The 12,776-nt window shown below is 71.2% G+C and carries 13 protein-coding genes; 10 read left to right on the top strand and 3 right to left on the bottom strand.

The features are described from left to right. Nucleotides 1-73 precede the first annotated feature (73 nt). Complete coding sequence (locus tag V6U79_RS14980) at nucleotides 74-892, bottom strand: ABC transporter ATP-binding protein (protein WP_334526182.1); 819 nt, start codon at nucleotides 890-892, stop codon at nucleotides 74-76. Then, nucleotides 885-1,778 carry an ABC transporter permease gene (locus V6U79_RS14975; RefSeq protein ID WP_334526185.1) on the bottom strand — a complete coding sequence of 298 codons (894 nt, stop codon included), beginning with the start codon at nucleotides 1,776-1,778 and terminating at the stop codon, nucleotides 885-887. Before V6U79_RS14975 ends, V6U79_RS14980 begins: the two co-directional genes overlap by 8 nt. Before the next feature lie 218 nt (nucleotides 1,779-1,996). Here V6U79_RS14975 and V6U79_RS14970 point away from each other — a divergent pair, with 218 nt between their 5' ends. Next, nucleotides 1,997-2,605, top strand: a complete 609-nt coding sequence (locus V6U79_RS14970; RefSeq protein ID WP_334615001.1) for a TetR/AcrR family transcriptional regulator — start codon at nucleotides 1,997-1,999, stop codon at nucleotides 2,603-2,605. A gap of 46 nt (nucleotides 2,606-2,651) precedes the next feature. On the opposite strand, the gene lhgD is transcribed toward V6U79_RS14970, so the two are convergent. Further along, entirely contained in the window at nucleotides 2,652-3,848 is a 1,197-nt protein-coding gene (lhgD, locus tag V6U79_RS14965) for an L-2-hydroxyglutarate dehydrogenase (protein WP_334614978.1), read from the bottom strand. 117 nt (nucleotides 3,849-3,965) lie between these two features. Here lhgD and V6U79_RS14960 point away from each other — a divergent pair, with 117 nt between their 5' ends. The 9 genes from V6U79_RS14960 (at nucleotide 3,966) to V6U79_RS14920 (ending at nucleotide 12,714) form a co-directional block, all read left to right on the top strand. Next, entirely contained in the window at nucleotides 3,966-5,105 is a 1,140-nt protein-coding gene (locus V6U79_RS14960; RefSeq protein ID WP_334614977.1) for a DegT/DnrJ/EryC1/StrS family aminotransferase, read from the top strand. A 25-nt stretch (nucleotides 5,106-5,130) separates the two neighbouring features. Then, on the top strand, nucleotides 5,131-6,063 hold the full coding sequence (locus tag V6U79_RS14955) for an NAD-dependent epimerase/dehydratase family protein (RefSeq protein WP_334526194.1): 933 nt from the start codon (nucleotides 5,131-5,133) through the stop codon (nucleotides 6,061-6,063). 116 nt (nucleotides 6,064-6,179) lie between these two features. Next, the gene (locus V6U79_RS14950) at nucleotides 6,180-7,370 is read left to right on the top strand and encodes a glycosyltransferase family 4 protein (RefSeq protein WP_334614976.1); all 1,191 of its coding nucleotides are present in this window, start codon (nucleotides 6,180-6,182) and stop codon (nucleotides 7,368-7,370) included. A gap of 2 nt (nucleotides 7,371-7,372) precedes the next feature. Next, nucleotides 7,373-8,008 (top strand): acyltransferase, encoded by a 636-nt coding sequence (locus tag V6U79_RS14945; protein WP_334526239.1) that lies wholly within the window; start codon nucleotides 7,373-7,375, stop codon nucleotides 8,006-8,008. A gap of 25 nt (nucleotides 8,009-8,033) precedes the next feature. Further along, a complete protein-coding gene (locus V6U79_RS14940; protein WP_334526200.1) occupies nucleotides 8,034-8,273 on the top strand; it encodes an acyl carrier protein in 240 nt (79 codons plus the stop codon). Next, nucleotides 8,266-9,021: an SDR family NAD(P)-dependent oxidoreductase gene (locus V6U79_RS14935; protein WP_334526203.1), complete on the top strand. Its 756-nt coding sequence runs from the start codon at nucleotides 8,266-8,268 to the stop codon at nucleotides 9,019-9,021. Before V6U79_RS14940 ends, V6U79_RS14935 begins: the two co-directional genes overlap by 8 nt. Then, nucleotides 9,018-10,439, top strand: coding sequence for an AMP-binding protein (locus tag V6U79_RS14930; protein WP_334614975.1), 1,422 nt, complete (start codon nucleotides 9,018-9,020; stop codon nucleotides 10,437-10,439). The genes V6U79_RS14935 and V6U79_RS14930 overlap by 4 nt, the downstream gene beginning before the upstream one ends. After that, nucleotides 10,436-11,482, top strand: a complete 1,047-nt coding sequence (locus tag V6U79_RS14925) for a LuxE/PaaK family acyltransferase (RefSeq protein ID WP_334526209.1) — start codon at nucleotides 10,436-10,438, stop codon at nucleotides 11,480-11,482. The genes V6U79_RS14930 and V6U79_RS14925 overlap by 4 nt, the downstream gene beginning before the upstream one ends. Then, the gene (locus V6U79_RS14920) at nucleotides 11,479-12,714 is read left to right on the top strand and encodes an acyl-CoA reductase (RefSeq protein ID WP_334614974.1); all 1,236 of its coding nucleotides are present in this window, start codon (nucleotides 11,479-11,481) and stop codon (nucleotides 12,712-12,714) included. Before V6U79_RS14925 ends, V6U79_RS14920 begins: the two co-directional genes overlap by 4 nt. Nucleotides 12,715-12,776 lie beyond the last annotated feature (62 nt).

Genomic DNA, 12,776 nt, shown 5'->3' with positions numbered 1-12,776 from the left:
CGCGGACCGCGCCGTCCGAACGGGACGGCGCGGTCCGCGGGCATCGTGTCCGTGCCCCGCGTTGGCCGGAATCCTACTTGCTGTTCGCGTACGCCTCGTATGCCCGGATGACCTCGTCGGTCGGCCCGTCCATCCGCAGGACGCCCGACTCCAGCCAGATCGTCCGCTCGCAGGTGTCCCGCACCGAGGAGAGCTGGTGGCTCACCAGGAACACCGTGCCGGCGCCCTCCCGCAGTTCGCGGACGCGCGCCTCGCTGCGCTTGCGGAAACCCTTGTCGCCGGTGGCGAGCGCCTCGTCGATCAGCAGCACGTCGTGCTTCTTGGCGGCGGCGATGGAGAACCGCAGCCGGGCCGCCATGCCGGAGGAGTACGTGCGCATCGGCAGGCTGGCGAAGTCGCCCCGCTCGTTGATCCCGGAGAACTCGATGATCTCTGGGGCCTGTCGGGCCACGTCGTCCGGGTGCATGCCCATGGCCAGGCAGCCCAGGGTGACGTTCCGTTCCCCGGACAGGTCGTTGAGCAGGGCGGCGTTGACGCCGAGCAGCGAGGGCTGCCCCTGGGTGTAGATCGCGCCGCGGTTGACCGGCAGCAGGCCGGCGATGGCCCGCAGGATGGTGGACTTGCCGGAGCCGTTGGTGCCGATCAGCCCGATCGCCTCGCCCCGGTACGCGGTGAAGGAGATCCCCTTGACCGCGTGCACCTCCCGGACGTTCGGCGCGGAGGTGCGCTTGACCAGCCGGCGCAGCGCCGCCACCGGGCTGCTGCCCCCGGCGGCGCCCTTGTGCACCCGGTAGATGATGTGCGCGTCGTCCACCACCACGGTCGGGACGCGCTCGGTGATCCGGGGCAGCGTGACCGTCGCGTCGTTCGAGGTGTCCCAGTGATCAACCACGGCCGTACTCCTGTTCGCCGCGCCAGAAGTAGATGAAACCGCCGATCCCGGCGACCAGCGCCCAGGCCGCGCCGACCAGCCAGAGCCGGGTCAGCGACTCGTTGAGCAGTGGCGCCTGCTCCACCAGCGCGTACCGGGCCAGCTCGATGTAGACCAGCAGCGGGTTGAACTGGACCAGGGTGGTCGCCCAGCCGGGCAGCCGCTCGAAGAGGGTGACGCTGTAGAGGACGCCGGAGCCGTACATCCAGGTGCGCAGGATGAACGGCATGACCTGCTTCAGGTCGCTGGCCTTCGAGCCCATCCGGGCCACCAGCATCACCACGCCGGCGTTGAACACCGCCTGGAGCAGCAGCGCCGGCACCAGCATCAGCCACTTCCAGGTGATCGGCTCGCCGGTGGCCAGCACGATGCCGATCAGCACCACCATCGAGGCCAGCAGCTGCTGGAACTGGGTGACGGTGGCGGCCAGCGGCAGGCTGGCCCGGGGGAAGTGCAGCGCCCGGATCAACCCCAGGTTGCTGCTGATCGACTGGGTGCCGGCCAGCACCGCGCTCTGGGTGAAGTTGAAGATGAACAAGCCGGTGGTCAGGTACGCGATGAAGTTCGGCATGCTGTTCTGCGCCAGCACGACGCCGAAGATCAGGTAGTAGACCGCGGCGTTGGTCAGCGGGGTGAGCACCTGCCAGATCTGGCCCAGCTTGGCGTTGCTGTACGAGGCGACCAGTTTGGCGTTGGCGTACGCGGCGATGAAATGCCGGTAGGCCCACAGTCGGCGGCTGTACTCGGCGAGAGAGGGTCGCTCGCCGGCGACCCGCAGTCCGTGCCGAGCGGCCAGCTGCGCCTGGGTCAGGCCCGTTTCAGGGTCGACCAGCGCGGTGGTGGCCATGGGAAGGGCGCTCCGATCTTTCGTGCCGTCGGGGATGCTCGCGACGATGGAATCCTAGAGGGCGCTGGGCCCGGACGGCCGCCCCGTCGCTGCGTGGACGGTAGTGCAAAACACGTCGGGACGCAACCGTACCGTCGTTGCGCTACCCTGGCTTCCGTGACAGGTGCAGAGAGTCCCCGATGACCAGCGAGAAGAGGCGTACGCCGGCCGGCGCCGCGGTGCTCCGGGGCGACATCACCAAGGCGATCCGGCGGGCGCTGATGCAGGAACTCGCCGCGGTCGGCTACGGCCGGCTCTCCATCGAGGCGGTGGCCCGCCGGGCCGGCGTCAGCAAGACGGCCATCTACCGTCGCTGGAGCGCGAAGCTGGACCTGGTCCTGGAGACGGTGAGCGCGGCCGCCGGCAACAAGCTGCCCGCCCTCGACACCGGCAGCCTGCGCGGTGACCTGACGCTGCTGTTCCAGGTGGTGGCGCACGCGCTGAGCCACCCGCTGGCCTCGCAGATCATCCCCGACCTGCTCGCCGAGGCCGCCCGCAACCCGACCATCGACCAGACCCTGCAACGACTGCTCCGCGCCAAGCAGCAGGAGATCGGCGGGTCACTGGTCGACCGGGCCGTGCAGCGCGGCGAACTGCCCGCCGACATCGACGCCGACGCGGCCGTGGATCTGATCGTCGGACCGCTCTACTGGCGGTTCGCCATCGCCCGGACCGCACCGACCGAGGCGTACCTCGACGCGCTGGTCGAGGCCGTGGCGACCGGCCTCGGCGCGGCACCGGCCGTCCCCCGGCAGCGGGACACGGCCCTACCGGCCGCCCCCGCCTGAGCCGTCGGTCCGGCAGGGGAGACCCGGTCGCCGGCGGGGCCGGTGGTCAGCGGACGGCGTCCAGCGGAAGCCGCGAGACGATGTGCCGGGCGATCTCCAGCGAGCTGGTCGCGGCGGGGGAGGGCGCGTTGAGCACGTGCACCTGCCGGTCCGCCTCGACGATCAGGAAGTCGTCGACCAGGCCGCCGTCGGGCAGGATCGCCTGGGCGCGCACCCCGGCGCCGGCCCGGACGATGTCGGCCGGGGTCAGCTCCGGCACCAGCCGGGCCAGGCTCGCGGCGAACTTCTTCTTCGACAGCGACCGGGCCACCTCGGTCAGGCCGTACCGGTAGTGCCGGCGGCCCAGCGCCCACAGGCCCCGGTAGGACAGCTCGTCCCAGATGTCGCGCGGACTGACCCGGCCCCACGAGTAGCCCTCCCGGGCGGTCGCCAGCACCGCGTTCGGCCCGGCGTGCACGCTGCCGTCGATCATCTTGGTCAGGTGCACCCCGAGGAACGGGAACTGCGGGTCCGGCACCGGATAGATCAGCCCGCGGACCAGGTCGCGTCGCTGGGGGACGAGCTCGTAGTACTCGCCCCGGAACGGCACGATCCGCACCGGGGTGGGCACCCCGGCCAGCCGGGAGATCCGGTCGGCATGCAGGCCGGCGCAGTTGATCAGGATGTCGCCGACCACCTCGCCGGCGGTGGTGCCGACCACCACCCCCTCGGGTCGGTTGGCGACCGCGGTCACCTCCGTGCCGGTGCGCAGGTCCGCCCCGCCCGCGGCGAGCAGTTCGGCGAGCTTGCGGCAGACCGCGCCGAAGTCGACGATGCCGGTGGAGGCGACGTGCAGCGCGGCGACGGCCGCCACGTGCGGCTCGTGCTCGGCGGCCTCGGCCGCACCGATCAGCCGCACCGGCAGGCCGTTGGCCGCGGCCCGCTCGTGCAGGGCGTGCAGCCGGGGCAGCTCGGCCTCGTCGGTGGCGACGATGAGCTTGCCGCAGATGTCGTACGACAGCCCGTGCTCGGCGCAGAACTCGACCATCGAGGCGCTGCCGGCCTTGCAGAGAGTGGCCTTGAGGCTACCCGGCTTGTAGTAGACGCCGGCGTGGATGACACCCGAGTTGTGCCCGGTCTGGTGCGCGGCCCAGCCGGGCTCCTTCTCCAGCACCGTGACGGAGTCGCCGGGACGTTCGGTCATCAGCCGGTGCGCCACCGCCAGACCGACGATGCCGCCACCCACGACCACGAACCTTGTCATTTCATCTCCCCTGCCCGGCACCGCGACCGATGGTAACGAAGCTTCCGGCGTGCCCAACTCGCGCCCGAGGGGGCCCGGTGGCCTACACTTCTCCGGTCCATCCTCTCTGGGAGTCACATGTCTGAGGTCATCGCGCTCGGTCAGCCCACGGTCGGCGAGGCCGAACTCGCCGCCATCGCCGAGGTCTTCGCCTCGGGCTGGCTCGCCGGTTCCGGCCCCACCAGCCGCCGTTTCGAGGAGCGGTTCGCCGCCACCGCCGGCACCCGGCACGCGCTCGCCACGAGCAACTGCGGCTCGGCACTGCACCTGGCGCTGCTCACCCTCGGGGTCAAGCCGGGCGACGAGGTCATCGTGGGTGACTACACCTTCCCCGCCACCGGCCACTCGGTGATGTGGACGGGCGCCAAGCCGGTCTTCGCCGACGTGCGTCCGGACACCTGGACGGTCGACCCGGCTGCCGTCGAGGCGGCCATCACGCCTCGTACCGTCGGCATCATCGCGGTCGACGCGTTCGGCCAGCCGGCGGACTACGACGAGCTGCGTGCCATCGCCGACAAGCACGGGCTGTTCCTGGTGGAGGACGCGGCCTGCTCGGCCGGTGCCACCTACAAGGGCCGCCCGGCCGGCAGCCTGGCCGACGTGGCCACCTTCAGCTTCCACGGCCGCAAGGGCATCACCGCCGGTGAGGGCGGGGCCTACGTCACCGACCGGGACGACCTCGCCGCGCATGCGCGCAAGCTGCACACCTACGGCGTCGAGGGGGCGCTCACCCGGGCCGAGCTGTCGCACCTGCCGATCCCCACCTTCACCGAGCTGGGCTACAACTACCGGCTCTCCGACATCTCCGCGGCGATCATGATCGCCCAGCTCGACCGGCTGCCGGACCTGCTCGCCGCGAAGCGCGCCACCGCGGCCCGCTACGGCGAGCTGCTCAAGGACCACGAGCTGATCACGACTCCGTACGAGGCGCCGGACCGTGAGCATCCCTGGCAGTCCTACGTGGTCACCCTGGACCCGCGGGTCGACCGCGGGGCGGTCGCCATGGAACTGCGCCAGCGCGGGATCCAGTGCACCTTCGGCACGTACGCGTCGCACGTCCAGCCGCTCTACGGCCAGACCACGCGGTGCCCGGTTTCCGCGGACCTCTTCGCCCGGCACCTGGCGATCCCCATGCACGCCAACCTCACCGAGGCCCAGGTCGAAACCGTCGCCGCCACGTTGATCGACGTCGTCGGCACCACGGCCAGCCGTCGCTGAAACCCCCAGGAAGGACAGTTCCACCATGTCGAAGCAAACCGTCTTCATCACTGGAGGCGCGGGCTTCATCGGCCTGCACGTGGTGCCGTTGCTGTTGGAGAAGGGCTACCAGGTCCGCATCTTCGACAACATGACCCGCGGTGACCGGGACCGCGTCGCCGAACTGGTGGCCACCGGCGACGTCGAGCTGATCGAGCAGGACGTCCGCTACGGCGGAGCCGTGCACGCCGCCATGAAGGGCTGCGACTACGCGATCCACCTCGCCGCGGTCTCGATCAACAAGAGCCAGGCCGACCCGTACGAGTCGCTCGACATCAACATGGTCGGCAACCACAACGTCTTCGCCGCGGCCGCCGACCACGGCGTCAAGCGGCTGGTCTTCGCCTCGTCGGCCTCGGTCTACGGTGACCCCAAGAAGCTGCCGATGCACGAGGACGACCGGCTGGACCCGCTCACCCCGTACTGCATCTCGAAGCGGGCCGGCGAGGACCTGCTCGGCTTCTACCAGCGCAGCAAGGGCCTGAACTGGGTCGCGCTGCGGTTCTTCAACGTGTACGGCCCGGGCCAGAAGCCGACCGCGTACTACACCTCGGTGATCAACCACTTCGTCAAGCGCCTGAAGACCGGTCAGCCGCCGGTCATCGACGGCAAGGGCGAGCAGTCGATGGACTTCATCCACGTCCACGACATCGCCCGGTCGGTCGTCGCGGCGCTCGAGTCCGAGCAGGGCAACGTGCCGGTCAACATCGGGACGGGCATCGACACCTCGGTCGCCACCCTCGCCGAGATCCTGATCAAGGCCGTCGGCGTCGACGTGGAGCCGCAGTTCAGCCCGCGCGAGGTGCTGGTCAGCCGCCGGGCCGCCGACATCACCCGGGCCCGTGAGGTGCTCGGCTGGGAGCCGACCATCGCCGTCGAGGATGGCATGACCGACCTGATCAAGACGGAAATCGTCTAGTCGTACGGCGTTTACCCGCGGGCCGTCCGGGACACGTAGGTTCTTGTCCCGGCGGTCCGCGACCCCGTTCCACCATCCCCACCGTCCCGACCGTCCCCCCGGACAGGAGTCAAGCCGTGCGGATCGCCGTCGTGAACAACTTCTTCCCGCCGCGACCCGGCGGGAGTTCGCACCTTGCCGCCGCCCTCGCCGCCCGGTACGCGGCCGCCGGCCACGAGGTCCTCGTGCTCACCGCCGAGTACAAGGGCGCGCCGGCTGAGGAGGAGCGGGACGGTTACCGCGTCGTGCGCCTGCCGGCCATGCCGATGCCGCAGCTCGGGCTCGCGATCGACTTCGACATGGCCTTCGCGATCGCCCGGCCGGGCAACCTGCGCCGCGTGTCGCGCCTGCTCGACCAGTTCGCCCCGGACGTGATCCACCAGCACGGCCAGTTCTTCGACCTCAGCTGGCTCTCCGGCTGGTACGCGCGGCGCCGACGGATTCCGGTGCTGCTGTCCATCCACACCCGGCTGGAGAGCCCGGACCCGAAGTACGCCGCGCTCTTCCGCACGCTGGACCGGTTCCTGGTCAAGCCGATCATCCGTCGGTTCCGACCGCGCTACGTGATCATGGACGAGTTGGCCGCCACGTACTGCGAGCAGCGCTACGGCGCCACCGAGAACGACTTCGAGTACATCCCGGTCGCGGTCGAGCCGACCCGGTTCGACCAGCCGGCCACTGTCGACGTGCGGGAGCGGCACGGCGTCGGCGACCAGCCGCTGATCGTCTCGCTGGGGCACGTCATCCCGCTGCGGGACCGGATGGCCCTGGTGGAGGCGCTGCCCACGGTGTTGGGGAAGCACCCGGACACCAAGGTGATGATCATCGGTCGGGTCTACTACGACGCCTTCGCCAAGCGGGCTGCCGAGTTGGGCGTCGCCGACGCCATCATCACCACCGGCGCGGTGCCGCCGGCCGAGGTGCCCTCGTACTTCGCCGCCGCGGACGTGGTGGCCCACGACCTGCAGGGCGGCGGCTTCGGCACGGCCAGCCTGGAGGCGATGGCCGCCGGCCGGGCCACCATCGGCACGGTCACCGAGACCAACTTCCCGGCGGTGCGGCTGCACAACTGGGAGAACTTCGTACTGGCCCGTCCCAACGACCCGACGGACCTGGCCGCCGCGATCATCCGCCTGCTCGACGATCCGCAGGAGCGGGAGTGGATCGCCAAGCAGCAGCGCGACCTGGTCTACTCGCACTTCACCCTGGACGTGGTGACCCGCCAGCATCTTGCGGCGTTCGAGCGGATGACGGGTTCGCGCCGGTGAGCATGTTCTCCGACGACGAGCGCAGCAACCGGCTGCGCACGGGAATCCTCAACGACTTCCTGGGCGGCTTCCTCAACGACGTCGAGCGCGCCCGCCACCTCGGGTTGCCCGAGAGCACCCGGATCCGCGAGCGCACGAAGATCATCAGCCCGGAGAACCTGGTCCTCGGCGAGCACTGCTGGATCGGCGAGAACACCGTGCTGGACGCCAGCGGCGGTCTGGAGATCGGCGAGCACACCAGCATCGGACTGAACTGCCTGGTCTTCACCCACTCGAGCTGGCTCGCGAACATGATGCTGGAGAACCACTCCGGCAGCGACCTGATCGAGCGCAAACCGGTGCGGATCGGGAAGGGCTGCTTCATCGGCGGCAACAGCGTGATCATGATGGGCGTCACCATCGGCGACTTCGCCACCGTCAGCCCACTCTCGGTGGTCACCAAGGATGTTCCGCCGTACAGTCTGGTGTCCGGCAATCCGGCGCGGGTCTTCCAGCGTTACGACCAGGACCACATCAAGGCCGAGGCCGAACGGGTGCGGGCCCAGAACGCCGCCCGGCGGGCCGAGGCGCAGGCGCGTGGGGAGACCCCGCAGTGGGGCTCGCCGCCCGGTCGCCGCACCGACGACGACTCCAAGTGACAACGAAAAACGGAGAATCACCATCATGCCTCTCAACGACCGGCTTCGTGCGGTCTTCGTCGACGCCCTCGAACTGCCCGACGGCACCGACGTCGAGAACCTCAAGTACCGCGACATCGAGCAGTGGGACTCGCTCGGGCACATGACGCTGGTTGCCGCGATCGAGGACGAGTTCGACGTGCAGTTGGAGACCGAGCAGGTCATCGACATGAGCAGCTTCAAGGTCGCGCTGGACATGCTGCGGGGTCTCGGCGTCGATGAGTGAGTTCGCCGGCCGGGTGGCGCTGGTGACCGGCGGTACCCGGGGAATCGGTCTGGCCACGGCCAGGGCGCTCGCCGACGCCGGCGCGACCGTCGTGCTCACCGGTCGGGACGCCGCCCGCGCCGAACAGGTCGCCAAGGAGTTCGGAGCCCACGGGGTGGGGCTGGACGTGGCCGACTTCGACGCCGTCGGGGCGGTGGTCAAGCAGGTCGCCGCCGAGCACGGCGGGCTCGACATGCTCGTCGCCAACGCCGGGATCATGGAGAGCGGCCTGCTCGGCATGGTCCGCGCCGATGATGTCCGGCGCACCCTGGACGTCAACGTGGCCGGCGCGGTCGCGGCGGTCCAGGGTGCCGCGCGGGCGATGGCCCGTCGCCGCAAGGCCGCCGACGGCACCGAACGGCGCGGTGGCGCCATCGTGCTGCTGGCCAGCGTGGTGGGCACCCACGGCGCCGCCGGCCAGTCCGTGTACGCCGCGTCGAAGGCCGCCGTCGCCGCGCTGGCCCGCTCGGCCGCCCGGGAACTGGGCGGCCGGCACATCCGGGTCAACGCGGTCGCCCCGGGTGTCATCCGCACCGACCTGACGGCCGCTCTCCCGGCCGACGTGTTGGCGGCGCAGGCCGCGGCGGCACCGCTCGGTCGGCTCGGGGAGCCCGCCGAGGTGGCCGAGGTGATCCGGTTCCTGCTCAGCGACTCCGCCCGCTACGTCACCGGACAGGTGCTGGGCGTGGACGGAGGGCTCGTCGTATGAGGCTGGTCGCCCCGTCGGCCCGGCTGGTCGACGCCGCCACCGGCAGCACCCTCGCCGGAGTCGAGTTGACCGCCCGGGTGGACCAGGTCGCGGCCGCGTACGCCGAGCTGCCACCCGGAGTCGTCTTCGCCCGCAGCGGCCTCTCCACCGCCGCCGTGCTGCGCTTCGCCGGCGCGGTCGACGGCGGGCGCCCGGTGGCGCTGCTCGACCCGGCGCTGGACCCGGCGGTGCTGGCGGACTTCGTCCGCCGGTTCGAGCCGGTCGCGGTGGTCGGCCTCGCCGAGGGCGGTGTCGGCGCGGCCCTCGGCGAGCGGCCGAAGGACTACCGCCACGTCGACCACCCGGTGCTGGGTCCGGCCTGGGTGCGCGAGACGCCCCCGGCCGACCGGCCCCACCCCGACCTGGCCGTCCTGCTCGCCACCTCCGGCTCCACCGGGGACCCGAAGTTCGTCCGGCTCTCCCGTGAAGCGGTGCTGGCCAACGCGACGGCGATTGGCGCCGCGCTGGCCATCGGCCCGGACGAGATCGCCCCCACCAGTCTGCCGCTGTACTACAGCTTCGGCATGTCCGTGCTCAACAGCCACCTGGCCGCCGGCGCCACCGTGCTCGTGGTCGACGGCGGGGTGCTGGCCCGGGAGTTCTGGCAGGCGGTGCAGGAGCACGGCGCCACCTCGCTGGCCGGGGTGCCGTACAACTACGAGATGCTGCACCGCATCCGGTGGAGCCCGGCGAAGTACCCGTCCCTGCGGACCCTGACCCAGGCCGGCGGCAAGCTGCGCGACGAGATGATCCTCGCCTTCCACGAGAAGATCGCCGCCGTCGGCGGCCGGTTCCACGTGATGTGGGGCTGCACCGAGGCGGCGCCCCGGATGAGCACGCTGCCGGCCGACGCGCTGCCGGAGCGGGTCGGTTCGGTCGGCCCGGCGCTGGACGGCGGGTCGTTCACCGTGCTCGACGAGGACGGCGCGGAGACCGATCGGCCCGGCGTGGTCGGCGAGCTGGTCTACCGCGGCCCGAACGTGATGATGGGCTACGCCGAGAGCGCGGCGGACCTGAGCCGCGGCGACGACCAGGGCGGCGTGCTGCGCACCGGTGACCTCGGCCAGCTCGACGAGGACGGTTTCGTCTGGCTGCGCGGCCGGCTCAAGCGCTTCGGCAAGGTCTTCGGCATCCGGGTCAACCTGCACGACATCGAGGAGATGGTCCGCGACCAGGGGCCCGTCGTCGCGGTCTCCGGTCCGGACAAGGTCGTGCTCTTCGCCGAGGGGATCGACGACGAGGGCGGCCGGGCGCTGGCCGGCCGGCTGGCGGAGCGGCTCAAGCTGCACCGGTCCGGCTTCGACGTCCGTGCCGTCGAGCGGTTGCCGCAGTTGCCCAACGGCAAGATCGATTACCGCTCCCTGGAGGCGCTGGTATGACCCTCTTCACCCTCGACCAGGCCGAACGGGAGTCCCGCCTGCTGCCCGAGCTGGTGGAGCTGACCGAGCACCACCGGGCCAACAGCCCGGAGTACGCCCGGCTGCTCGCCTCGCTGGGGCACCTGCCCGGCCGCCGCTACGAGCGCGTCGCCGACCTGCCGTGGCTGCCGGTGCGGCTCTTCAAGCACCATGTGCTCAAGAGCATCCCCGAGGACGAGGTGTTCAAGGTGCTGACCTCGTCCGGCACCACCGGCGACGTCAGCCGCATCTACCTCGACAAGGACGCCGCGTCGGTGCAGCAGAAGATGCTCTCCGCGACGCTGCGCACGGTGATCGGCCCACAGCGGCTGCCAATGCTGCTGGTCGACACCCGGGCCCTGTTCAAGAACCGGAAGTCGTTCTCCGCGCGTGGCGCGGGTGTGCTCGGCCTGATGAACTTCGGCCGGGACCACACCTTCGTGCTCGACGAGCACGACCAGCCCGACCTGGAGGCCGTGCGCGCCTTCCTGGACAAGCACGGCGGGCAGCCCTTCCTCATCTTCGGCTTCACCTTCATGACCTGGCTCTATCTCTACGAGCTCGCTCGGGACAACAGGCTCGACCTGAGCAACGGCATCCTCATCCACAGCGGCGGCTGGAAGAAGCTGGTCGACCGCGCGGTCGACAACGCCGAGTTCCGCCGCCGCTTCACGGAGGACACCGGGCTCACCCGGATCCACAACTTTTACGGGATGGTCGAGCAGATCGGGCTGACCTTCCTGGAGGGCCCGGACGGCGGCGGGCTCTACTGCCCCGACTTCTCCGACATCATCATCCGCGACCCGCGTACCTGGGAGGAGGTGCCGGTCGGCACCCCGGGCGTGGTGCAGGTGATCAGCACGCTGCCCCGGTCGTACCCCGGGCACCTGCTGCTCACCGAGGACCGTGGCGTCGTGCACGGCGTCGACGACGGCGTCTGGCCGGGCAAGCGGTTCTCCATCCTCGGCCGGCTGCCGCGCGCCGAGGCGCGCGGTTGCAGCGACACCTTCGCGGAGGCGGCATGAGCAAGGCCATCGAACGTTTCCCGGCCGGCGGCGCCATCGCCGTCGACGACCTGGTCGCCGCCCTGCGGGCCGACCCCACCGACGGGCCCCTCGCGGTCGGGGACGAGCGGGTGGTGGAGTTCCTCGTGGCGTTCGCCCGCCGGCTGCTGCGGCCCGCCGTGGCCCGCCGGCACCCCGAGCTCGCCTCGCTGGGCTTCTTCCTGCGGCGGGGCGAGATCAGCAAGGCGCTCGCCCGGGTCGCTGACGAGCCGGGCCAGCTGCGCTTCCCGCGCGGGCTGGTGTTCCACGTGCCGCCGGCCAACGTCGACACCATCTTCGTCTACTCGTGGGCCCTCGCGGCGCTCGCCGGCAACACCAACGTCGTACGCATCTCGTCCCGCTCCGCGGGGGCGGCGGACGCGGTGCTCGACGCCCTGAACGACACGCTGGCCGACGCGCATCCGGCGATCCGGCAGACCCAGCGGATGGTCACCTACGGCCGGGACGACGCGGTCACCGCGGCGCTCTCCGCCGCCGCCGACCTGCGCGTCATCTGGGGCGGCGACCGGTCGGTCACCGAGATCCGCCGGCACCCGCTGGCGCCGCACGCCCGGGACGTGACCTTCCCGGACCGCTCGTCGTTCACCGTGATCAGCGTCGCCGGTTGGCTGGCCGCCTCCACCGCGGAGCGGGACGCCGCGGCGCTGGGCCTCTACAACGACTCCTACTGGTTCGACCAGGCCGCCTGCTCCTCACCCCGGACGGTCTACTGGGTCGGCGACCCGGCCGGGGTCGAGTCGGCCCGCGCCGACCTGCTCGGCCGGTTGCGCACGGTCCTCGACGGCAAGCGCCCGGAGGTTGACGCGGCGATGGCCGTGGAGAAGCGGGTGGCCACCTACGGCCTGGCGATCGAGGGAGTGGCGACCGGGATCCGGTTCGACGGCAACGAGCTCGCCACCGTGGAGCTGAGCGGCCCCGGCGACATCCCGCGGCGCTGGCTCGGCGTGGGCACCTTCCCGCAGTCGCGGGTGGACGCCCTGGCCGATCTCGCCCCGTTGGTGGTCCGGCGGGACCAGACCGTCACCCACTTCGGCTTCACGCCGCAGGAGCTCACCTCCTTCGCCCGGGCGATCGCCGGGCGCGGCGTGGACCGGATCGTCCCGATCGGCGACGCGTTGAACTTCGCCGCCACCTGGGACGGCTACGACCTGATGCGGGAGTTCACCCGGATCACCAGCGTCGTCACCCGCTGACCCCGTACGCGCACAGGGCCGGTCACGCCATCGCGTGACCGGCCCTGTCGTGTCGTTCCGCC

The organism is Micromonospora psammae, assembly GCF_036902725.1.
Lineage (GTDB): Bacteria > Actinomycetota > Actinomycetes > Mycobacteriales > Micromonosporaceae > Micromonospora.
This window is presented reverse-complemented; position numbering and strand designations above follow the sequence as displayed.